At 72.5% G+C, this 22,375-nt stretch carries 18 protein-coding genes; 8 read left to right on the top strand and 10 right to left on the bottom strand.

Translation table 11 applies throughout. From position 1 onward, the window contains the following. Nucleotides 1-54 precede the first annotated feature (54 nt). Nucleotides 55-1,839 carry an aspartate--tRNA ligase gene (gene aspS / locus OG408_RS19230; protein ID WP_266780315.1) on the top strand — a complete coding sequence of 595 codons (1,785 nt, stop codon included), beginning with the start codon at nt 55-57 and terminating at the stop codon, nt 1,837-1,839. 290 nt (nt 1,840-2,129) lie between these two features. Then, nucleotides 2,130-2,960 (top strand): L,D-transpeptidase family protein, encoded by an 831-nt coding sequence (locus tag OG408_RS19225; RefSeq protein WP_285569684.1) that lies wholly within the window; start codon nt 2,130-2,132, stop codon nt 2,958-2,960. A 563-nt stretch (nt 2,961-3,523) separates the two neighbouring features. On the opposite strand, the gene metG is transcribed toward OG408_RS19225, so the two are convergent. Then, nucleotides 3,524-5,125: a methionine--tRNA ligase gene (gene metG / locus OG408_RS19220; protein ID WP_266780313.1), complete on the bottom strand. Its 1,602-nt coding sequence runs from the start codon at nt 5,123-5,125 to the stop codon at nt 3,524-3,526. 147 nt (nt 5,126-5,272) lie between these two features. Between metG and OG408_RS19215 the strand changes: the two genes are divergently transcribed. Together OG408_RS19215 and OG408_RS19210 are read left to right on the top strand one after the other, a co-directional pair. After that, nucleotides 5,273-5,926, top strand: coding sequence for a response regulator transcription factor (locus tag OG408_RS19215; protein WP_266786271.1), 654 nt, complete (start codon nt 5,273-5,275; stop codon nt 5,924-5,926). Next, nucleotides 5,923-7,119: a sensor histidine kinase gene (locus OG408_RS19210; RefSeq protein ID WP_326670992.1), complete on the top strand. Its 1,197-nt coding sequence runs from the start codon at nt 5,923-5,925 to the stop codon at nt 7,117-7,119. Before OG408_RS19215 ends, OG408_RS19210 begins: the two co-directional genes overlap by 4 nt. Here the strand turns inward: OG408_RS19210 and OG408_RS19205 are convergent. Beyond that, entirely contained in the window at nt 7,068-8,591 is a 1,524-nt protein-coding gene (locus tag OG408_RS19205) for a VWA domain-containing protein (RefSeq protein ID WP_326670990.1), read from the bottom strand. The two genes, OG408_RS19210 and OG408_RS19205, sit on opposite strands and share 52 nt — an antisense overlap. Before the next feature lie 391 nt (nt 8,592-8,982). Here OG408_RS19205 and OG408_RS19200 point away from each other — a divergent pair, with 391 nt between their 5' ends. Both OG408_RS19200 and OG408_RS19195 read left to right on the top strand, forming a co-directional pair. Next, nucleotides 8,983-10,575 (top strand): hypothetical protein, encoded by a 1,593-nt coding sequence (locus OG408_RS19200; RefSeq protein ID WP_266780310.1) that lies wholly within the window; start codon nt 8,983-8,985, stop codon nt 10,573-10,575. 82 nt (nt 10,576-10,657) lie between these two features. Beyond that, nucleotides 10,658-11,065, top strand: coding sequence for an RNA-binding S4 domain-containing protein (locus OG408_RS19195; protein ID WP_266780309.1), 408 nt, complete (start codon nt 10,658-10,660; stop codon nt 11,063-11,065). Between the two features lie 32 nt (nt 11,066-11,097). On the opposite strand, the gene OG408_RS19190 is transcribed toward OG408_RS19195, so the two are convergent. The 4 genes from OG408_RS19190 to OG408_RS19175 form a co-directional block, all read right to left on the bottom strand. Then, nucleotides 11,098-13,068, bottom strand: coding sequence for an FUSC family protein (locus OG408_RS19190; protein ID WP_326670987.1), 1,971 nt, complete (start codon nt 13,066-13,068; stop codon nt 11,098-11,100). A 146-nt stretch (nt 13,069-13,214) separates the two neighbouring features. After that, complete coding sequence (locus OG408_RS19185) at nt 13,215-14,165, bottom strand: NADP-dependent oxidoreductase (protein ID WP_266786269.1); 951 nt, start codon at nt 14,163-14,165, stop codon at nt 13,215-13,217. Nucleotides 14,166-14,256: 91 nt separating this feature from the next. Further along, complete coding sequence (locus OG408_RS19180; RefSeq protein WP_326670985.1) at nt 14,257-15,219, bottom strand: endonuclease/exonuclease/phosphatase family protein; 963 nt, start codon at nt 15,217-15,219, stop codon at nt 14,257-14,259. Continuing rightward, nucleotides 15,216-16,109, bottom strand: coding sequence for a hypothetical protein (locus tag OG408_RS19175; RefSeq protein WP_266780306.1), 894 nt, complete (start codon nt 16,107-16,109; stop codon nt 15,216-15,218). Before OG408_RS19175 ends, OG408_RS19180 begins: the two co-directional genes overlap by 4 nt. Nucleotides 16,110-16,229: 120 nt before the next feature. Between OG408_RS19175 and OG408_RS19170 the strand changes: the two genes are divergently transcribed. Both OG408_RS19170 and OG408_RS19165 read left to right on the top strand, forming a co-directional pair. Further along, entirely contained in the window at nt 16,230-16,628 is a 399-nt protein-coding gene (locus tag OG408_RS19170) for a hypothetical protein (protein WP_266780305.1), read from the top strand. Nucleotides 16,629-16,732: 104 nt separating this feature from the next. After that, on the top strand, nt 16,733-17,860 hold the full coding sequence (locus OG408_RS19165; RefSeq protein WP_285571606.1) for a protein phosphatase 2C domain-containing protein: 1,128 nt from the start codon (nt 16,733-16,735) through the stop codon (nt 17,858-17,860). 65 nt (nt 17,861-17,925) lie between these two features. On the opposite strand, the gene OG408_RS19160 is transcribed toward OG408_RS19165, so the two are convergent. The 4 genes from OG408_RS19160 to OG408_RS19145 form a co-directional block, all read right to left on the bottom strand. After that, entirely contained in the window at nt 17,926-18,348 is a 423-nt protein-coding gene (locus OG408_RS19160; RefSeq protein WP_266780303.1) for a universal stress protein, read from the bottom strand. 121 nt (nt 18,349-18,469) lie between these two features. Next, nucleotides 18,470-19,123 (bottom strand): FMN reductase, encoded by a 654-nt coding sequence (locus tag OG408_RS19155; protein WP_285571609.1) that lies wholly within the window; start codon nt 19,121-19,123, stop codon nt 18,470-18,472. A gap of 4 nt (nt 19,124-19,127) precedes the next feature. Then, entirely contained in the window at nt 19,128-20,216 is a 1,089-nt protein-coding gene (locus tag OG408_RS19150; protein WP_326670981.1) for an LLM class flavin-dependent oxidoreductase, read from the bottom strand. An 82-nt stretch (nt 20,217-20,298) separates the two neighbouring features. After that, on the bottom strand, nt 20,299-22,002 hold the full coding sequence (locus OG408_RS19145; protein ID WP_326670979.1) for a SulP family inorganic anion transporter: 1,704 nt from the start codon (nt 22,000-22,002) through the stop codon (nt 20,299-20,301). Between the last annotated feature and the right edge of the window lie 373 nt (nt 22,003-22,375).

The following is a 22,375-nucleotide window of genomic DNA, read 5'->3' as shown; positions in this document are numbered from 1 at the left end:
GGTAGCCTGGGGAGGCTGAATCCGCCCCCAACCGCGAAGACTGGATGAACGACGATGCATCGGTACAGGTCCCACACCTGCGGCGAGCTCCGCGCCTCTGACGTCGGCACCGACGTCCGGCTGAGCGGCTGGCTGCACAATCGCCGAGACCTGGGTGGCATCCTCTTCATCGATCTGCGCGACCACTACGGTCTGGTGCAGCTCGTCGCCCGCCCCGGCACCCCGGGCAACGACGCGCTGGCGAAGCTCACCAAGGAGACCGTCGTACGGATCGACGGCAAGGTCTCCGCCCGCGGCGCCGACAACGTCAACCCGGAGCTCCCGACCGGCGAGATCGAGATCGAGGTCACCGCGGTGGAGGTGCTGGGCGAGGCCGCCCCGCTGCCCTTCACGATCAACGCCGAGGACGGCGTCAACGAGGAGCGGCGCCTGGAGTACCGCTTCCTCGACCTGCGCCGCGAGCGCATGCACCGCAACATCATGCTGCGCTCGGCCGTCATCGCCTCGATCCGCGCCAAGATGGTCGCCCTCGGCTTCAACGAGATGGCGACGCCGATCCTCACCGCGACCTCCCCCGAGGGCGCCCGTGACTTCGTCGTCCCGTCCCGGCTGAACCCGGGCAAGTTCTACGCGCTGCCGCAGGCCCCGCAGCAGTTCAAGCAGCTGCTGATGATCTCCGGCTTCGACCGCTACTTCCAGATCGCGCCCTGCTTCCGCGACGAGGACGCCCGCGCCGACCGTTCGCCGGGCGAGTTCTACCAGCTCGACGTCGAGATGTCCTTCGTCGAGCAGGAGGACGTCTTCCGCCCGATCGAGAAGCTGATGACCGAGCTCTTCGAGGAGTTCGGCAACGGCCGCCACGTCACCTCGCCGTTCCCGCGCATCCCGTTCCGCGAGTCGATGCTGAAGTACGGCAACGACAAGCCCGACCTGCGCGCCAAGCTGGAGCTCGTCGACATCTCCGACGTCTTCGCGGACTCGGAGTTCAAGGCCTTCGCCGGCAAGCACGTCCGCGCCCTCCCGGTGCCGGACACCGCGGGCCAGTCCCGGAAGTTCTTCGACGGCCTCGGCGACTACGCCGTCGAGCACGGCGCCAAGGGCCTGGCCTGGGTGCGCGTCGGCGAGGACGGCAAGCTGGCCGGTCCGATCGCCAAGTTCCTCACCGAGACCGACGTCAAGACGCTCACCGAGCGCCTCTCCCTCGTCCCGGGCCACGCCGTGTTCTTCGGCGCCGGCGAGTTCGACGAGGTCTCCAAGATCATGTCCGTCGTCCGCGTCGAGGCCGCCAAGCGCGCCGGCCACTTCGAGGAGGGCGTCTTCCGGTTCTGCTGGATCGTCGACTTCCCGATGTACGAGAAGGACGAGGACACCGGCAAGATCGACTTCTCGCACAACCCCTTCTCGATGCCCCAGGGCGGCCTGAAGGACCTTGAGGAGAAGGACCCGCTCGACATCCTCGCCTGGCAGTACGACATCGTCTGCAACGGCATCGAGCTGTCCTCCGGCGCCATCCGTAACCACGAGCCCGAGCTGATGCTCAAGGCCTTCGAGATCGCCGGCTACGACCGTGAGACCGTCGAGCACGAGTTCGCGGGCATGCTCCGCGCCTTCCGCCTCGGCGCCCCGCCGCACGGCGGCATCGCCCCCGGCGTCGACCGCATCGTGATGCTGCTGGCCGACGAGCCCAACATCCGCGAGACGATCGCCTTCCCGCTGAACGGCAACGCCCAGGACCTGATGATGGGCGCGCCCACGGTGCTGGATGAGACCCGCCTGCGCGAGCTGAACATCCAGCTCCGCAAGCCGGTCGCGGCCGCCAAGGACGCCACCGAGAAGTAGCCCGCGCAAGCTCCGGGGGGGTGCCCCCGGGTTTCACGTGAAACAGCCCCCGGCCATCGGCCGGGGGCTGTTCCGCGTCCGTTCGGCGGTGAGCACGGCGCTCCCGAACGCATGGCTGTGTGCATACAAGTACACGAATCACCCGAACGGTGAGACCCGGATGGCCCCGGCGCCGGATTGGCGGAGTCCGGCTGCGGCAAAGACTGCCTGGGCCGACATCGGCACAGCGGACTCCGGACCAGGTCCGCCGGAGCCCCGTGGCTTCGTCACCGACCGCTGAGGAGCCCTCCGTGCCCCTGCCCCGCCCGCGCGTCCCGCTGCGCCTCCCGTACGTCGTCTGCGCCGCCCTCCTGCTGCTGCTGGCCGGGTACGGCTCGGGGACCCTTGCCGGTTGGGACGGGGGCCGTGCCACCACGAAGGGCGCGGGCGCCACCGGCGTGCCCGGACCGCCCGGGGCAGCCGGAGCACCCGGAGCACCCGGCGCACCCGCAGGGCCCCGGGCCTCCGTCGTACCGCCCGCCCCGCCGCAGGAGATCCCCGGGCTCGGGCCGCGGACACGGGCGCAGATCCCGGCCGGGGCCCATCAGGCGTTCGTCGTCACCGGGGAGTCCCCGGACTCCAACCGCTCCACGGCCGTGCTCTACACCCGGGACGACCCGGCCGTGGGCTGGCGGCCCGCCCTGGCGCCCTGGCCCGCCCACAACGCGCTGAACGGCTGGACGGCCGAGCACTGGGAGGGCGATCTGCGCTCACCCGTCGGCGTCTTCACCCTGACCGCGGCGGGCGGCCGCCTCGACCCGCCGGACACGGCCTTCCCGTACGACCTGAGCCCGGACTTCAAGGTGGAGGGCGAGGGCTTCCACGGGGAGCCGCTGGAGGGCTCGTTCGACTACGTCATCGCCATCGACTACAACCGCCTCCCCGGCACCTCGCCCCTGGACCACACCCGGCCCCTGGGCGACGAACGCGGCGGCGGCATCTGGATCCACGTCGACCACGGCGGCCCCACCCAGGGCTGCGTCTCGGTCACCGAGGACCGGATGGAGGAACTCCTGGGCGTGCTCGACCCGGCGAAGGAGCCCGTCATCGTGATGGGGGACGCGGCGTCGCTGAGCCGCTGAGGCCCCTTTGGGGCCGGGTCCTTGTTGTGGGGTGCCGCCGGTCCGGGTGCGGGTCTTCGTCCTCAAGCGCCGGACGGGCCGGCTTTGTGCGGGTGCCCCGCGGGGCGGCGCCGTTGCCCGGTGGGTGGGGGTGGGGCCCCTCCGGGGCGTCTCCTCAGAACTGGCGTGGCAAGGCAACGCACTCCGTTGCCGGGGCCGGGGAGTACGCCATTTCCCTGCGGGGACGCCCCTGCACGGCCCCACCCGACGCCGTCGTGCGCCCGCACCCCCGGTGGCACCACCGGTGGAAGAACCGGGATGCGGGCGCACGACGGGCTCGGGTTCGGGGGCGTGCAGGGGAGTCCCCGCAGGACGACGAACACATACCGGGGTTTCGCTGCGTGGGACTGGAAACGTTCGTCGTTCGAGGAGACGCCCCGGAGGGACCCCGGACCCCCACCCACTGGCGCGGGCGCACCCCGCGGGGCTCGGCGCCCCCACCAAGCCCGTCCGGCGCTTGAGGACAAAGACCCCAGCCCCGGACCGGGGCAAGCAACAACCGAGGACCCGGCCCCGCAAGGGGCCTACGGCTTCTCCTCCAGGCGTGGGAACAGCACCGCGCCCTTCGTCACCGTCGCACCCGCCGGCAGCAGGCCCCAGGTGCCCGCGTCCTGCACGTGCTGGCCGGCCAGCGCGCCCAGGGACTCCTCGGCGCCCAGCGACTCCCACAGCTTCTGGGAGGTGTCCGGCATGACGGCGTTCAGCAGGACCGCGACACCGCGCAGCGCCTCGGCGGCCGTGTAGAGGATCGTCGCGAGGCGGGCCTGGCCCTCGTCGGACGTGTCCTTGGCGACCTTCCACGGCTCCTGCTCCGTGATGTAGCCGTTGACCTGCTTCACGAAGTCGAAGACCGCCAGGATGCCGCCCTGGAAGTCCAGCTCCTCGCCGATCTTCAGATCGGCCGTGGCGACCGCCTTGGCCAGGCCTTCCTGGACCGCCTGCTCGGCCTCGCCCGCGGCGGTGGCCGCCGGCAGCGCGCCGCCGAAGTACTTGCCGACCATGGCCGCGAGACGCGAGGCCAGGTTGCCGTAGTCGTTGGCGAGTTCGGAGGTGTAGCGGGCGGTGAAGTCCTCCCAGGAGAACGAGCCGTCGCTGCCGTAGGCGATGGCCCGCAGGAAGTACCAGCGGTAGGCGTCCACGCCGAAGTGCGAGGTCAGGTCCTGAGGCTTGATGCCCGTCAGGTTCGACTTCGACATCTTCTCGCCGCCGACCATCAGCCAGCCGTTGGCGACGACCTTGCCGGGCAGCGGCAGCCCCTGCGCCATCAGCATCGCCGGCCAGATGACCGAGTGGAAGCGCAGGATGTCCTTGCCGATCAGGTGCACGTTCGCCGGGAACGTGCCGTCGAACTTCTCCTGGTTGGCGCCGTAGCCGACCGCCGTCGCGTAGTTGAGCAGCGCGTCGATCCACACGTAGATGACGTGCTTGTCGTCCCACGGGACCGGGACGCCCCAGTCGAACGTCGAGCGGGAGATCGACAGGTCCTGGAGGCCCTGCTTGACGAAGTTCACGATCTCGTTGCGCGCGGACTCCGGCTGGATGAAGCCGGGGTTGGCCGCGTAGAACTCCAGCAGCTTCGGGCCGTACTCGCTGAGCTTGAAGAAGTAGTTCTCCTCCTTGAGGATCTCCACCGGCTTCTTGTGGATCGGGCACAGCTTGACGCCGGCCTCGTCCTCGATGAGATCGCCGGGGAGCTTGTACTCCTCGCAGCCCACGCAGTACGGGCCCTCGTACCCGCCCTTGTAGATCTCGCCCTTGTCGTACAGGTCCTGCACGAACTCCTGCACCCGGTCGGTGTGCCGCTTCTCCGTCGTACGGATGAAGTCGTCGTTCGCGATGTTGAGGTGCTCCCAGAGGGGCTTCCAGGCCTCCTCGACGAGCTTGTCGCACCACGCCTGGGGCGTGACGTCGTTTGCCTCGGCCGTGCGCATGATCTTCTGACCGTGCTCGTCCGTGCCGGTGAGGTACCACACCTTCTCGCCGCGCTGGCGGTGCCAGCGGGTGAGCACGTCGCCTGCGACGGTCGTGTAGGCGTGGCCCAGGTGAGGAGCGTCGTTGACGTAGTAAATGGGGGTCGAGACGTAGAACGCCGTCGCCGCCTGCTTCTCGGATCCAGTGGCCGCCATGGTCGAAATCCTAACGGTCCGGGGGAGATCCCCTCACACCGATAAACCCGGCACCGGAACGGAGAGCTTTGCGAAACATCCCTTCCCGTAGCAAAGACGCATCCTGGGAGGGAGTGGACACGCATGCACGAGGCAGGGGACATCACGATGCGGGTACTGGTCGCCGAGGACGAGGAGATCCTGGCGGAGCTGGTCGCCACCGGGCTGCGGCGGGCCGGGTTCGCCGTCGACACGGTGTACAGCGGTGATGCCGCCCAGGCCTACCTGGGGCTGCACGACTACGACGTCGTCGTCCTGGACCGCGATCTGCCCCGGGTGCACGGCGACGACGTGGCCCGCGGACTGGTCGCCGCCGGCTCCCGGACCAGGATCCTGATGCTGACGGCCGCCGGGACCATGGAGGACCGCGTCTCCGGGCTCGACCTGGGCGCCGACGACTACCTGGGCAAGCCGTTCGAGTTCCCCGAGCTGGTGTCCCGGGTCCGCGCCCTGCGGCGGCGCAGCGCCCGCCCCGTGCCGCCGCAGCTGGTGCGGCACGGCATCCGGCTCGACACCGTGCGCCGCACCGCGACCCGGGACGGCCGGGAGCTGGACCTCTCGCCCAAGGAGTTCACCGTGCTCCAGCTGCTGCTGGAGGCCGACGGCGGAACGGTCAGCGCGGAGGAGCTCCTGGAGCGGGCCTGGGACGCCAACGCCGACCCCTTCACGGGCGCCGTCCGCGTCTGCATGAGCAAGCTGCGCGGCAAGCTCGGCGAACCGGCCCTGATCCGCACCGTGCAGGGCGTGGGGTACGCCCTGTGAGGCGACCGGCCCGGGTGCCGCACGCCACGATCAGGACCCGGATCGCCCTCGTGTACGGCGGGGTGTTCCTGGTCCTCGGGACCGCGCTCCTCGCCACGGTCAACCTCGCCTCCCGCGCAGGTACGGACTCGCAGGCCCGCGCCATCGCCCGTACCGCCGCGGTCGTCCAGCCCGGCTACGCGGTCAACGGCCCCCTCGTCACCCGGCGCAGCCTCGGGCCGCCGACCGTCTACGACCTCACCGACCACGTCAGCGACGCGGCCGGGGACCAGTTGCTCTACTGGTCCGCGGCCGCCCTGCTGGTGATGACGGCGTGCGCGGTGGGCGTCGGGTGGTGGACGGCCGGGCGGGTGCTGCGCCCCGTCCACGCCATGACCGCGAAGGCGCGCCGGCTCTCCGAGCACACGCTGCACGAGCGGATCGCCTCCCACGGCCCCGACGACGAGCTCAAGGAGCTGGGCGACACCCTGGACGCGCTGCTGGCCCGGCTGGAGAAGGCGTTCGACAGCCAGCGCCGGTTCATCGCCAACGCCTCGCACGAGCTGCGGACCCCGCTGGCCACCCAGCGGGCGGCGATCCAGGTGGGGCTGGAGGACCCGACACCGGACGATCTCGTACGGACCCGGCAGACGCTGCTGGACAACAACCGGCGCAGCGAACGGCTCATCGAGGGGCTGCTGGTGCTGGCGCGCAGCGAGCGCGGGCTGGAGAGGAGCGAGCGGGAGACCGTGGAGCTGGACCGGGTGGTCGCGGAGGAGGCGGCCCGGCACCCGGGGGTGGCGGTCGACGCCGGGCGCTGCGCGGTGCGCGGGAACCGGCTGCTGCTGGCCCGGCTGGTGGCCAACCTGCTGGCCAACGCGGTGACGTACAACGTCCCCGGCGGGAGTGTGCGGGTGTCCCTGGTGCCGGCGGGGGACGGGGTGCTGCTGGAGGTGCGCAACACCGGTCCGGTGGTGGACGCGGCGGACATTCCCGGTCTGTTCGAGCCGTTCCGGCGCGGTGAGGGCAAGGACCGGATGGGGCCGGGCTCGGGGCTCGGCCTCTCGATCGTCCGCTCCATAGCGGTGGCGCACGGCGGTACGGTCACGGCGGTGCCGGGCCCGGAGGGCGGGCTCGCCGTGACCGTACGCCTGCCGGCGGATCAGGCGCCGGCCGCGACCCAGGCGGGGAGCGCGGCGAGGACCTCGCGGTAGAACGCGGCGTCCGGGACCTCGCGCGGGGCGGGTCCTGCGTGGAAGAAGCCGGCGTTCGGGGCGTCCAGCTTCCGCAGGAACTCGAAGCCCTTCGCGTCCGCGTCGCCGAACGCGACGAACTGGAAGAACAGCGGCAGCCGGGCCGCGTCCGCCAGCGCCTGGCGGGCGGCCTGCTTGACGTCCGGCGGGCCGTCCGTCTGGAAGACCACCAGCGCCGGGCCGGTCGCCCCGGACTTCTCGTAGTGCGCGACGACCTCTTCGACGGCCCGGTGGTAGTTCGTCCGGCCGAGGCGTCCGAGACCTGCGTTCAGCTGGTCGATCCGGCCCTCGTGCGCGTCCAGCTCCACCGTGCCGGTGCCGTCGATGTCGGTCGAGAAGAACACGACCTGGACGGTGGCGCTCTCGTCGAGGTGCGCGGCGAGCGCGAGCGTGCGGTCGCCCAGGTGCTGGGCGCTGCCGTCCTTGTAGAACGGCCGCATGGAGCCCGAGCGGTCGAGCACCAGGTAGACGGTGGCGCGCAGCCCGGTGAGTCCGTGCGCCTTCAGCCCGGCCTGGGCGGCCTTGTACGGCCCCACGAGCTCGGGCGCGCGGGCCTTGACCTTGGCGAGGGTGAGCGCGGGCTTGCCGGCGGGGGCGGCGATGTCCGGGGCCGGGGTCGCGACGACCGGCTCGGGCGCGGCGATGGGCTCGGCCACGGGCTCGGCCACGGGTACGGCGACAGCAACGGCCACCGGCTCGGGCGCGGCGACAGCAATGGCGACCGGCTCGGGCGCGGCGACCGGCTCCGGCTCGGCCACGGCTGCGGCGATCGGAGCCGGGTCCGGTTCGGGCTCCGGTTCGGGCTCCGGGTCCATGTCGATGGTGATGGGCGCGGGGGCGGCCTCGGGCTCGACGGCGGGGGCGGCCTCGGGCTCGACGGCGGCGGGGGCCTCGGGCTCGACGGCGACCGGCTCGGCCACGGCGGCGGGGGCCGGGGTCTCGACCGGCGGCTCCACGGCCTCTACCGGCTTCACGGCCTCCGCAGGCTCCACCGGTTTCGCGGGCTCCACGGTCTCCACCGGTTTCGCGGGCTCCACGGTCTCCACCGGCTTCGCGGGCTCCGCGGCCTTCGTCCGCGGGCCGGAGCCCTGTGAAGGAACCGTGGGGGCGGACTTGGGAGCGGCCTCGGGGGCGGGCGCGGCCGCCTTGTCGAAGGCAGCGGCCACCAGGTCCGTCGCCAGACCGCCGTCGTCCGTCGCGGTCCGGGACGCGGTGGTCCGGGATGCCGTGGCCGGGGCCGGGACCGACGCCTTGACGGCCGGGGCGGGTTCGGTCGCCGGCTCGGCCTGCGCAACCGGCTCGTCCACCGCCACCGACTCCGACTCCGTGGACAGGGTGCGCTCGCCCTGGGGCGGGACCGTGGCCGTCGTCGGCTCGTCCTGCTCCGTGCGGTCACGGCCGAACACCTTGCGCAGCAAGCTCCGAATGCCCATGGGCGAGGCCTTTCACGTGAGTTGGGTGCGATGAATGTCCGTACTGCGGGAATTGATCCCTGGCCAGGGCGGATACGTAAGGTTAGCGGCCGGATCCGGCCCTTCGTCGGTGCGGCCCGCCTGTCGGGCAACCGAGCCGCAACCGAGCCGCAACCGATCCCGGACCGAGTCCCTGTGACCGGGCTGTGCGGACCTCATGGATGTCGTCGGCAGGTCTCTCCCATCCGCCCTGAGGTGCGCGGCGGCGTTACTAGCGTGTTCGGCCGACGTGTCTGACGATCAGTCAGGCACACCGGTGTCCGTTGTCCGTCTGTGTGACAAGAAGGGCTCTCGTATGAGAAACCCATCCCGCCGAACACGACTCGTGGCCTGTGCCGTGGCAGCCGGGGCGATGCTTTCAGGCCTTGCCCCGGCCGTGGGCGCGAACGCGGCCCCCGCGACCGGGCCGGCCTCGTCGGTCCCGGCCGTGGACGACCCCGTGCCGGGCCACGAGGGCATGCCGGACGACGGGTTCGACGACGAACCCGAGGGTGAACAGGACGACTTGGCCGGTACCGGAACGGCCGGTGCGAGCAGGGGCGCCCCGGCCGCCGTGGTGCCGGGCCGTCCCGCCGACTTCAGGCTGGCCAAGGGCACGGACCTGTCCGGCCTGGTCACCGGGCTGGACGCGGGCCTGCCCAAGCAGGGCCTCACCGAACTGATGGAACAGGCCAACCGGCCGGCCGCCGACTGCGGGACCGCCGGCATCTACGGACCCGACCTCACCGTCAGCCACCGCGTCTGCTGGAAGAGCGACGACGCCACGTCCTCGGAGTGGGTGCCGCAGGCCATCTCCGGCGTCTCGGACGCCCAGGAGGACGAGGACTGGGGCACGTCGAACGCCGAGCCGGTCGCCGTGGGCGGTTACGACGCGGCGAACCCGGGGCGCAGCGACTACATCGCGGGCCGCGACGACTGTCTGCGGAGCTCCGCGTCGGACGCCTGCAACGAGAAGGGCATCCGGGTCACCTTCTTCAACCGGGCGACCGGGATGTACCGCCATGTGCTGCTGGTGTGGCCGTACATGAACTCCAAGGACCACATATCCTTCGACGCCCTCCACGCGCGTGAGGGCCGGTGCAACCCCGTCGTCGTGACCGGCTGCGCCGCGCAGAACGGCATACACGCGGGCGGCATGGTCTGGTACGGCGACTACCTGTACGTCGCCGACACCGCCAACGGCATGCGGGTCTTCGACCTCCGCAGGATCATGGACCTCAACCCCGACAACGACGACACGGTCGACGACCCGACGCCGGACGGACTCGTCAGCAACGTCCGGGACAAGAAGCTGATCGGCCGGCAGAGCAACGTCTGGTACGGATACGGCTACCGCTACGTCATGCCGCAGGTGGCCACGCTGAAGTTCACCACGGCCAAGAACACCGGCACCACCAGCGGCAACCAGTGCTACGCCACCGGCCGGCCGAAGGCCTCGTACATCTCGCTGGACCGCACCGGTACCGACCACATGGTCCTCGGCGAGTACTGCAACACCAACAACGGCGGCAGCAGCCCCGGGCGCGTCGGTGCCTACCCGATGACCGCGCTGACGGCGGCGGTCGAGGGCGCGGCCGGGACGACCGCGGGCGCCGACCAGGCGTACGGCCTGCCGGCCGGCGCGAAGTTCGGCGACGAGGACCTGTGGCACAAGATCCAGGGTGCGATGCGGTACGAGGGCAAGTGGTACTTCCACCGCAGCAACGCCTACGACAACGGGCGGCTGCTCCAGGCCTCCGTCGGGGCGAACGGCGAGCTCGTCGGCAACACGAAGACCCTGCAGACGTCCTTCGGCCCCGAGGACCTCTACCTCGCGCACGGGCGGGGTGACGGCTTCCCGCCGCGGCTCTGGTCGCTGAGCGAGCACGCGCCGAGCAAGTGCGGGGTGTGCAAGCGGGAGGTGTACAGCTACCCGATGGCCGAGGTGATCAGCTCCTTCGGCTGATCCCTGAGGCTGAGGCGTGGTGCCTGGTGCCCGGTTCCGTGCGTGCCCGCCGCACCGGAGTCCGCCGGACTAGAGTCGGACCATGGTTTCCGGTGAGGCGCCGCAGGCGGCGGGCAGCGTTCGGGTCGATGTCTGGATCTGGTCGGTCCGGCTCACGAAGACCCGCGCGCAGGCGGCCGCCGCCTGCCGCGCGGGTCATGTGAAGGTCGCCGGTGAGCGCGCCAAGCCCGCCCAGGCGCTGCGCGTCGGCGACGAGGTGCGGCTGCGGCACGACGGCCGGGACCGGGTCGTCGTCGTGTCGAAGATCGTGAAGAAGCGGGTCGGGGCGCCGGTGGCCGCGGAGTGCTTCGTCGACAACAGCCCGCCCCCGCCGCCGCGCGAGACCGCGATCCAGATTCCGGTACGCGACCGGGGCGCGGGAAGGCCGACGAAGCGGGACCGGCGCGAGATGGACCGGCTGCGAGGCGCGGGCCCCGACGCCGCGGAGTGACGGGCGCGGGGCCGGACCGGCGCCGCCCACCGCTACGGCGCGGGTGAGGCGATGGCCCGTGCCGCCGCGACCTCCTGGCGCAGCGGGGCGAGTACGCCCTCCTCGTCGCCCGGGAGTTCGGCGCGCACCTCCACCAGGACCTCGCTCGCGCGCAGTCCGTCGGCCAGTTCGCGGAGCTGGGCCCGGACCGCGGCCACTTCCTCCGGTTCCGGTTCCTGGGCGCCGTGGTTGACGCGGACCCGGGCCGCGGTCGTGGCGTCCACGATGCGTTCCACCGCGACGACCAGCGGCCACCAGGCGGCGGCGCGGGTGCCGGTCGGGGGCGGTTCGGTCAGGGCGCGCTGGAACTCGGAGCGTACGGAGGACAGATCGCGGTAGATGCGGCGCCGGGCCCGGACCCGTTCCGCCCGGTCGCCGCCGCCCGGCTCGAACGCGTACGCCACGTAGTCCGCGATGTCCGTCACCGCGTCGGCCAGCCGGTGGCCGATCCGGGTGTGCCAGCTCTCCGGCCACAGCAGATATCCGGCCACCAGCACGATCGCGCAGCCGATCAGGCTGTCCAGGAAACGCGGCCAGACCAGGTGCACGCCCTGGTGGTTCAGCAGATCGGACAGCAGCAGGATGACCGGGGTGACGGCCGCGGTCTGGAAGGCGTAGCCCTTCGCCGTGAGCGCCGGGATCAGCGCGGCGAGCAGCATCATCACCGGCACGTCCCACCAGCCGAGCGGCACCTCGGCCAGCACCGGCGCGGCGATGACGAGCCCCGCGGCCGTGCCCACCGCGCGCAGGACGCCGCGGGAGAAGACGGAGCCGAAGTCGGGCTTCAGCACGAAGGTGACGGTCAGCGCGACCCAGTAGGAGCGCGGTACGTCGATCAGTGAGGTCAGCGCCTGGGCCAGTCCGATGCAGAGCGCGAGGCGCAGCCCGTACCGCCAGGAGGGGCCGGAGAACAGGACGTTGCGGGTCGCGCGGCGGACGCGTACGCCGAGCGCGGCGGGGCGGCCCAGCCGGTCGTCGACGTTGTACGGATCGGGTTCGGCCTTGTGGACGACCGTGAACGCGTGGCGCAGCGCGCTGTCGACCGCCCGGGTGGCGGGCGAGTCGGGGGCGGGCAGGTCGGGCCCGTCGCCGCCGGTGCGGGTCTCCGCCACGTCGGCGGCCAGGTCCCGCACCGCCGCCGGGATCGCGTCGGGGAGCCGGATCCGCCGCACGTGGACCGCGGGGGCCGCCTCGACCAGCGGGATGACGACGTTCAGCTGGGACAGCAGCCGCACCATCGCGCCGCTGCGGCCGTGGTAGCGGGCACGGCGGGCGAGGATCAGGTCGTAGGAGGTGTTGAGGGAGTCGGTGACGGCCTGTCGCTTCTCCTCGTACGCGTCGGTGCCCGCGGCGGCGAGCAGGTCGGCGACCGCGAGATAGGTGCCGGTGACCGAGACCCGTTCCGGCAGCTTCCGCCTGAACGGCCAGGCCAGCAGCGTCAGGACGAGGACGAACAGTCCGCCCAGCGTCAGCAGCAGCGGTGCCACCCACCACGGGTCCGGCATCGGGAGTCCGGCGCCGACCACGGAGTTGAGCAGGAGCAGCAGTCCGGACACGGAGGCGACGGCGCCGATCGTCGACATCATCCCGGAGGCGAGACCGATGGCCGTGAGCACGGCGACGGCCGCCCAGCCGGTGCCGTACACGAGCGTGCCGATCATGATGCCGAGGGCGCCGAACAGCTGTGGCACGGCGATGTTGAGGATGCGCATCCGGTACGCGTCGGCGGTGTCGCCGATCACGCCGGACAGGGCGCCCATGGAGGCGAGCGCCCCGTACACCGGCCGGTCGGCGGCGAATCCGACGGCGAGCGGTGCGGCGAGTGCCACGGAGGCGCGGGCGACGGCGGCCCAGGGGACGGGGGTGGGCTGGGGGCGCAGCCCGTAGCGGAGCCAGACGGGGGGCGTGCCCCGCCGGTGCGCCAGGGTGGACCGGGCGGGTCCGTCGGCCTCGGTGCCGGTCAATGCGTCCCCCTCCGCCGCTCAGCGGTCAGCTGCGATCTCCTGCGGCCCGTCGGCCGGCCGGACCTCCAGCGTATGCAGTCGGGCCTGCTCGCAGGTGCGCAGGGCGGCTGCCCGCCGGTCGCCGCGGTGTCCGGCCGGCGCTGTTCTCAGCAGTGGCCGTTCTCCCGCAGCACGATGACGGTCTTGCCGCGCGCCCCGCCGGTCCGGTTGCGGTCGAGGGCCTGCGGGGCCTTCTCCAGGGGGAGTTCGATGTCGATGAGGACGCGCAGGACACCCTCCGCGGCACCCGCGGCCAGCACCTCCAGCAGGACCGGGTTCGGATCGAGGCGGAAGTCGATGCCCCGCACTCCCCCGGTGAGCGGTGCCCCGGCGGCGACGCCGAGGGTGGAGAGCGCGATGCCGCCCGGCCGGACCGCCGCGGCGTGCGCGGCGAATGCCGCGGGGGTCGCGGAGGCCAGGTCGGCCAGCGCGTCGACGCCGTCCGGGCAGGCCGCCCGTATCGCCTCGGCCACCGGTCCCGCCGTGACGTCGAGTGTCGCGGCGGCGCCCAACGACCCCATCCTGGACCGTTCGTCACCCCGCACCGCCGCGATCACGCGGACGTCCCGGGCCGCGGCGAGCTGGGTCAGGAAGCTGCCGACACCGCCGGCGGCCCCGACGACCAGCAGCGTCTCGTGGCCGCGCAGCGCCACCGCCTCCAGGATCTGGGCCGCGGCGGTGCCGGCGGACGGCAGCGCGGCCGCGGTCCGGGGATGGAGGCCGCGCGGGACGAGGGCGATGGCGGAGTCCTGCGGCACACAGACGTAGTCGCAGTACGTGCCGGGGCCCGCCGCCGGTCCGCCGGCCCGGCCGAAGACGTGGTCGCCGACCCGGAAGCGGTTGTCGCCGCTGCCGATCATGTCGACGCGGCCCGCGTAGTCCACGCCGACGAGGAGGGGGAGGGCATCGGCTCCGGCGCCGTCAGCGCGCTGCCAGTCGTGCGGGTTGAGGGAGGCGTACTCGATCTTCACCCGCACCTCGCCGGTGTCCGGGTCCGGCTTGGGCACCTCGACCAGGGCGGGATCGGCCCGGAACGTGCTGACGGCGATGGCTCGCATACGGAAGACCTCCCAGTCGCCCCCGGCAGTCACCTCCTCCACTCTTCCCCGGCGCGTCCCCGCCCGCACGTCGGCACGGACGGGCCCGGCCTCATCCGCCGTCGTGCAGTTCCAGGACGACGAGCAGGGCGCGGTGGTCGGTGGCGGCGAGGCGCAGGAAGCGGGCCGAGCGGACCGAGAACGCGTCGCTGACCAGCACATGGTCGATCTGGGTGCGCAGCGGTGTGGTGCGGTCGGCGGGCCAGGAGTACGTACGGGAGGCGCCGGCGAGACGGGCGCTGTCGTGGAGGCCGCCCGCGTCCAGGACGGCCCGGAAGGCGGCGTGGTCCTGGGAGGCGTTGAAGTCCCCGGCCACGACGGCGGGGGCCGCCCGGACCGATGCGGCGAGGTCCCGGATCCGGCCGAGCTCGCGGCGCCAGAGGGCGACCCCGCCGGGGACCGGCGGCATGGGGTGCGCGAGCTGGAGCCGCACCTCCCGGCCGGCCACGACGGCGACCGCTCCCGGCATCGCCATCTCACCGGCGACCCGGCCCGCCGGGCGCAGCGGGAACCTGCTGAGGATCGCCGAGCCGAGCGAGCCGTCGAGCCGGACGACCTCGCGGTACGGGTAGGAGGCGGCCGGGACCCGGGCGTCGAGGGCGTCCGTGCATCCGAGGTCGCACTCCTGGACGAAGACCACGTCCGGCCGTTCCCGGCGGACGGCGGTGATCAGCGCGTCCGTCGCCTCCCCGAACTCCACGTTGGAGGTGAGGACGTCCAGCCGGGCCAGCACCGGACCGTGCGCGCCCGTGGCGCCGGGACCGTACGGGCGCACGAACCACACCGTCAGCGCGAGGACGACCGCGGCCCACCCCAGGCCGCCGCGCCAGCGGGCCAGCGCGGCGAGTCCGAGACCGGCGGCGCCGGGCACCAGGAGCCAGGGCAGGAAGGCAAGCGCCTGCGGGACGGGGGTGGGGCCGTCGGCGCCGGCCGCCCGGAAACCGATGACGAGGCTCACCGGCGCGAGGAGCAGCACGGCGCAGCAGAGCACTGAGCGGCGGAGCGGTTCCGTCATGGGCCGGACGGTACCGGCAGCACCCGCTGGGCCCAGATCCGTGCCGCCACCGCGCACACGGCCACCGCGAGGCCCGTACCGAAGACGATCCACACCGTGGTGCGCAGCGATCCCGTCAGCGCGTCGTACACCGCGGCCGCCGCGTCCCTCTCGCTGCCCGGCACCTCGGCCAGCACCCGGTTGCGGGCCAGTGCGACCGCCCCGCGCAGCACCAGCGCGCCGAGCGCGAAACCGGCCCCGGCGACGGCGGTCGCGGCGAGCGCGGCCAGCGCGGAGCCGCGGCGGCCCGGTCCGCCGCGCACCCAGGCCACGACGACGGCGAGGAGCGCGAACACGAGCGTGCCGACGGCCGGCCACACACTGGCGGCGCGGAGCCAGCGGAAGCTCTGGCGCAGCTGGTCGGCGCGGTCGGCGGAGATGATCTGGATGTCGGTGTGCTGGACGGGGATCTGGTCGGCGAACGGCACCCCGTTGTCCACCAGGTTCTGCTTCACCTTCTCCGTCACCGGCGCCAGGTCGATGGTGACGCTCTCGCCGCTCTCCCCGTCCAGTGCCGCCGTCACGGCCTCGTGGGCGGTGCGGTTGGCCGCGTTCCAGGCGTCCTGGAACGCGGCCGTGGTGGTGAAGGACTGCACGGCCTGGTGGAGGAAGTCGCGGACGGTGTCCTGGAGCGGGCCCACGTCGATCTGCTTCATCGCCTCGTCGGTGATCAGATCGGCCACGGTGTTCTGCACATCGGCGTCGGAGGCGAGCGGCGCCACCGCGGCCACGTACCGGTCCGTGTCGTCGATCTCCAGGTCGACCCAGGCGGAGAGCGCGCTCAGCGGCACCAGGACGGCGAGCAGCACCAGGAGCACCGCCGAGAGAGCCGCCGAGAAGTAGGTCCGCACCCCACCAGGGAATCCCGGATGACGGCGGCGCGCTCCGGGCCGTAGCCCATCCGAGTTGCCGGGCGGCCCGGCCGGGTGTGCTCTGGAGGAAAGCGGGGGCGACGGAAGGAGCTCTCTGCCATGGCCGCACATGCTTCGGTGCAGGCACGCGGAACGCGCGCGCGTGCTCAGCGCCACTCGACGCTCAGCTGGGCCGTTCCCGTCACGCTCGGCGTGATCCTCGGCTGGTACGCGACCTCCATCGTCCGCGGCGGCGGTGTGCTCACCGGCACGCAGCTGGCGCTCGGACTCGTCTCCGGCGCCGTGCTCGCGGCGCTCTGCTTCGGTCTGGGCCGGGTGCAGAAGAGCCTGCCGCGCGAGCTCAGGGCGGTCGCGTACGGCGCGCTGTTCGGTGGTTCGGTCGGCTTCCTCTACAGCCTGTCCGGCAAGAGCGTGCTGGCCGCCTCGGTCCTCGGACTGCTGACCGGTGCGGGCATGCTGCTGGCCGCGTTCTACACCTTCTACACCCGGGAGGACTGAGCCGGGCGCCGCGTCCCGGACCGCCTCCGTGAGCGATCCTTGACCTTCTCCATGGGGGAAGGCCAAGGATCGCGTGTGCCGGGAGGGAACGGAACCCGCCCGGTATGAGGAGGCGTGAGGTGACGGACGAGGGCCAGGGGCGCGCGCCCGGTGCGGGACTGGTGACGATCGGGGCGTTCGCCCGGCTGTCCCGGCTGTCCGCCAAGGCGCTGCGCCGCTACGACGAGCTCGGTCTGCTGGCGCCCGCCCTGGTCGATCCGGTGAACGGCTACCGGTACTACGACCCGGCGCAGGCGCGGACGGCCCGGCTGGTGGCCTGGCTCCGCCGCATCGGGATGCCGCTCGCCCGGATCACGCGGGTGATCGCGCTGGAACCCGGCGCGGCGGCGGCGGAGATCCGGGCCTACTGGGCGCAGGTCGAGGCCGAGACGGCGGCCCGGCGCGACCTCGCGGCCTTCCTCATCGACCAGTTGTCGACGGAGGATGTCATGACACAGGTGGGAACGCTCGGAATCCGGTACGCGGCGGGCACCGACGCCGGTGCGGTACGGGAGACCAACCAGGACGCGGCCTACGCCGGGGCCCGGCTGCTCGCGGTCGCCGACGGCTTCGGCGCGGGCGGCGCGGGGGCGAGCACCGCGGCCATCGAGGCGCTGAAGCCGGTCGCGCTGGGCGGGGTGCCGGCCGGGGAGCTGCTGAACAGGCTGCACGACGCGGCGGAACAGGCCGCGCGGGCGGTGCGGGACGCGGTCGCGGCGAGCGGCGGCGGGGAGCCCCAGGAGTCGGGGACGACGCTGACCGCGATGGTGTGGACGGGATCGCAGCTGGGCCTGGTGCACATCGGGGACTCGCGGGCGTATCTGCTGCGCGACGGCGAGCTGTTCCGGATCACGCACGACCACAGCCTGGTCCAGTCGATGATCGACGACGGTTCGCTGACCGAGGAGGAGGCGTTCTCGCACCCGCAGCGGGCGATGCTGCTCAAGGTCCTGGCCGGCGGCGGTCCGTACGGCTCAGGCCCCGATCTGGACGTCCGCGACGCCCGGCCCGGTGACCGCTATCTGCTCTGCTCGGACGGGCTCTCGGCGGTCGTCGAGGGTACGGACCTGGCCCGGGTGCTCGCCGCGGCGGACGGCCCCGGCACGGCGGTGCGCGAGCTGGTCGCGCTGGCCGGGGCGGCGGGCGCGCCCGACAACGTGGCCTGCGCGGTCGCGGACGTCGTGGAGCTGTGACGGACGGGGCGGGCCCGCGCGTCCTCGGTCCGGTCCGGAGCGAGGAGGCGCGGGCCCGCCCGTCGTCAGTCGCGCACCACGGTCACCGGACACGGCGCGTGCTGGGTGACGTGCAGGCTGACCGAGCCCAGCAGGGTGGCCTTGAAGCCGCTGAACCCGCGTGCGCCCACGACCAGCAGATTCGCGCCCTGGGCGCGGTCGAGCAGGGCCTGCGCCGGGTTGCCGATCACCACGATCTTGCTGACCGCGGCGGCGCCCGAGGCGCCCAGGGCCTCCTCCAGCGCCTCGGTGAGCGACACCGTGGCCAGGGCCTGCGGGTCGAAGTCCTCCGGCATGCCCGGCATCATGGACGCCCAGCTGGTGGCGGGGTACTCCCAGCTGTTGACGGCCTCCACCGTGTCACCGGTCAGCTCCGCCTGGCGTACGGCCCAGTGCAGCGCCTTGATCGACGACTCGGAGCCGTCCACGCCCACCACGATCCTGCCCATCTCTGCCTCCAGCTCGGTTCGGCCCGCTCGTACGGGTGCGTCGCACGGGATGCCCGTACAACGCACCTTCTCGTACAACTGTAGTCAAACCGGACGAAAGCATCGTCTCCGGGCCGGGCGGTCAGTCGATGCGGAGATCGGCCAGCTGCTGCTCGAAGGGGATCACTTCGTCGTCCAGGCCGAGGGCCCTGGATGCCCCGGAGACCGCCCGGCCGCCCGCGACCGCGTGCGCCAGCTCGCCGCCCGCGCGCCGGATGCGGGCCGGCAGCCCCTCGGTGTACTCGTCGCCCGACGAGCCCCAGTCCTCCGACGCGGCGTACACCGACGTCGGCAGGGTCACGGCCCGCAGATAGGCGAAGAGCGGACGCATCGCGTGCTCCAGCACCAGCGAGTGCCGGGCGGTGCCGCCGGTCGCCGCGACGACGACGGGCTTGCCGGTCAGCGCGGTGTTCTCGACGAGGTCGAAGAACGACTTGAACAGTCCGCTGTAGGAGGCGGTGAAGACCGGGGTGACGGCGATCAGCCCGTCGGCCCCCGCCACCGCGCCGATCGCCTCCGCCAGCGTGGCCGACGGGAAGCCGGAGACCAGGTTGCCGGCGATGTCGACGGCCAGGTCACGCAGTTCGATCACCCGGACCTCGACGGCACGGTCCTGCTCCGCCTCCAGCCGTTCCCGGGTGGCCGCCGCCAGCCGGTCGGCCAGCAGCCTGGTCGACGAGGGGCTGCTCAGGCCGGCCGAGACGGCGACTATCCTCAGCGGTTCGGTGGCGAACACGGTGTCAGCTCTCCTTCGTGACAGCGGCGGCGACGGCCGCCGGGTGCAGCGGCGCGGACTCGGGGACCCCGGCCGGCCGCAGGCTGGCGAACTCCTTGCGCAGCACCGGCACGACCTCCTCGCCGAGGATGTCGAGCTGCTCCAGGACGGTCTTGAGCGGCAGTCCCGCGTGGTCCATCAGGAACAACTGGCGCTGGTAGTCGCCGACGGCGTCCCGGAAGGACAGCGTGCGCTCGATGACCTCCTGCGGGGAGCCGACGGTCAGCGGGGTCTGCCGGGTGAAGTCCTCCATCGACGGCCCGTGCCCGTAGACCGGCGCGTTGTCGAAGTACGGGCGGAACTCCCGTACCGCGTCCTGCGAGTTCTTCCGCATGAACACCTGGCCGCCGAGGCCCACGATGGCCTGCTCGGCGGTGCCGTGCCCGTAGTGGGCGTAGCGCTGCCGGTAGAGCGCCACCATCTTCTTCGTGTGCTCGATGGGCCAGAAGATGTTGTTGTGGAAGAAGCCGTCGCCGTAGTACGCGGCCTGCTCGGCGATCTCCGGGGAGCGGATGGAGCCGTGCCAGACGAACGGCGGTACGCCGTCCAGCGGTCGCGGGGTCGCGGTGAAGGACTGGAGCGGCGTACGGAACTTCCCCTCCCAGTCGACGACGTCCTCACGCCACAGCCGGTGCAGCAGGGCGTAGTTCTCGACGGCGAGCGGGATGCCCTGGCGGATGTCCTTGCCGAACCAGGGGTAGACCGGTCCGGTGTTGCCGCGGCCCATCATCAGGTCGACGCGGCCGTCGGCGAGGTGCTGGAGCGTGGCGTAGTCCTCGGCGATCTTCACCGGGTCGTTGGTGGTGATCAGGGTCGTCGAGGTGGACAGGATGATGCGCTCGGTGCGGGCGGCGATGTAACCGAGGGTGGTCGTCGGCGAGGAGGGGACGAACGGCGGGTTGTGGTGCTCGCCGGTCGCGAAGACGTCGAGGCCGACCTCCTCGGCCTTCCGCGCGATGGCGACGGTGGCCTTGATCCGCTCGTGCTCGCTCGGCGTCGTGCCGGTCGTCGGGTCGGTGGTGACGTCTCCGACGGTGAAGATCCCGAACTGCATGGCGCCCGCCTCCAGGTGATCGCTTCAGGTGGTTGAACGTTGAACTATCTGAACACACCCTACAACGGAGCACCCCTCCTCCCTATTCCGCCGCCACCGGACCCCGCCCGCGCTGCTCCTCCACCCAGCGGTTGGCCCGCTCGATCGCCTCGCGCTGGGCCCCGAAGATCTCCTCGCGGGCGGGCACCACCCGGTCGTCGCCCAGCTCGGCGGTGAGGCCGGTCCGGCGCAGCACCGCCAGCAGCGTCGGCTGCACCCCCGCCAGATAGAGCCGCCCGCCATGGGCGTCCAGCTCGTCGGCGTACCGGCTGAGCAGTTTGACCACCGCGGAGGAGGGCACCTCGGGCGTGGTGCGCAGCGCCAGCACCACGGCGGAGCCGCGCGCCTGTGAGACGTCGGGCCACTGGGCGTCGATCCGGGGCGCCTCGGCGAAGAGGCTCGTCCCCGCATAGAAGAGGACACGCACCTCGCCGGGCCCGATCCGCGCGGGCGGATCGGTGAACCGCCAGCTCCCGGGCCCGGCGCCGGGTTCGAGCCCGCGCAGTCCGCTCTGCCGGGCCGCCTGCACGCAGTACAGCAGCAGTGAGAGCAGTGCCCCGATCACGATGGCCTGCTGGAGGGGCAGCTGGGTGGTGGCGACGAACGTGACGATCATCGCGGCGGCCGACAGCCACGACGTGCGCAGCACCAGCAGGATGTCCTTGCGGCGGCCCCGGATGAGCTCGCAGCCGATCACGATGATCAGGCCGCCGATGACCGGCATCGGGATCCGCTCGGCGAGCGAGCCGAGCGTCAGCACCAGCAGCGCCAGCCACACCCCCGCGAAGATGCCCGCCCACCGGGTGCGCGCGCCCGCGCTGACGGCGACCCCGGTCCGGGACATGGAACCGCCGGCGGGCAGCGCGCCGAACAGCCCGCCGCCGATGTTGCCGATCCCCTGGGCGACGAAGTCCCCGTCGACCGAGGACCTGGAGCCGTCCGGGTTGCGGACCGTCGGACCGATCGACGCCGCCTGGGCCAGGGCGACGAGCGCGACCGCGAAGGCCCCGGGCAGCAGCGAACCGACGGCGGACAGGTCCGGGGCGGTGAAGTGCGGCAGCGCCGCCGGGATGTGCGCGATGTCCCGGGCCAGCTCCACATCGACGGAGAGCAGTCCGACGCCGAGACTGACGGCGACCAGGGCGACCAGGATCGCCACCGGCTCCAGCCGCTTGACCAGCCTGACGAGCGCCCACACGGCGACCGTCACCAGGGCCGTCAGGGTGGTGGTGAGCTTCCAGTCGCCTGCGTGGACCACCCAGTCGGCCAACTGGGTGACGCGGTTGTGCCCGTCGGGCTTGTAGCCGGTGGCGTCGTCGAGCGAACCGGTGATGATCTGGAGCGCGATCCCGGTCGAGAAGCCGGTCATCACGGCGTTGGAGACGAAGCTCATCACCGCACCGAGCTTCAGCAGCCCCAGCACCACCATGATCAGCCCCGCGAGCACGGCGACGGTGGCGATGTTCCCCGCGTCCTTGGGGTCCAGGTGCGCCCCGGACAGCACGCTCTGCGAGGTCAGGGCGATGGCGGAGGTGAGGGTCGTGACCATCAGCACGGTACGGGCGAAGAACGACCCCAGGATCGTCGGCACGACGCCCGCGTAGATGCCGGTGACCGGGTTGAATCCGCCGATCGCCGCGTAGGCCATGCCCTCGGGGATCGAGAAGAGCCCCGTGACCAGCCCGGCCGACACATCGGCAGGCGTGGGCCGTCCCAGCGCCGCCTTCTTCCCGCCCGCCTCGCTCATGACAACTCAGTAGAACCCGGTCGGGTTATGTCCGCACTTCATCACCATGGGGGGAGCCGGGAGCCCGGCGGGGCTGTCCCCCTTGCCGGTGATGGCCGTGCGGTGACGGGCACCGGGCACCCCCGGGCCACGGACCGCTGATGGGCCCGGGCAGGGCGAGACCGCCCGGCAGGCGTACGTCCCGAAGTCCTGGCCCGGGCCGTCAGCCGATCCGTGTGTCCGCGGCGGCGCCGACGCCGGCACGGGAATTCCCCGCGACCCGGTTCACCTCCTCGGCTACGCTCGGTCCATGACCTCCGTACCGTGCCGGAACTGGTGGCGCTCCTCCTAGGAGCGGCCACCTCCTCAGCGCGGGACCAGGGCCGTTCGCCAC

The sequence above is a fragment of the Streptomyces sp. NBC_01257 genome, from assembly GCF_035917255.1.
Classification (GTDB): domain Bacteria; phylum Actinomycetota; class Actinomycetes; order Streptomycetales; family Streptomycetaceae; genus Streptomyces.
Note: the sequence above shows the minus strand (reverse complement) of the source record. Positions and strands in the feature narration are given on the sequence as shown.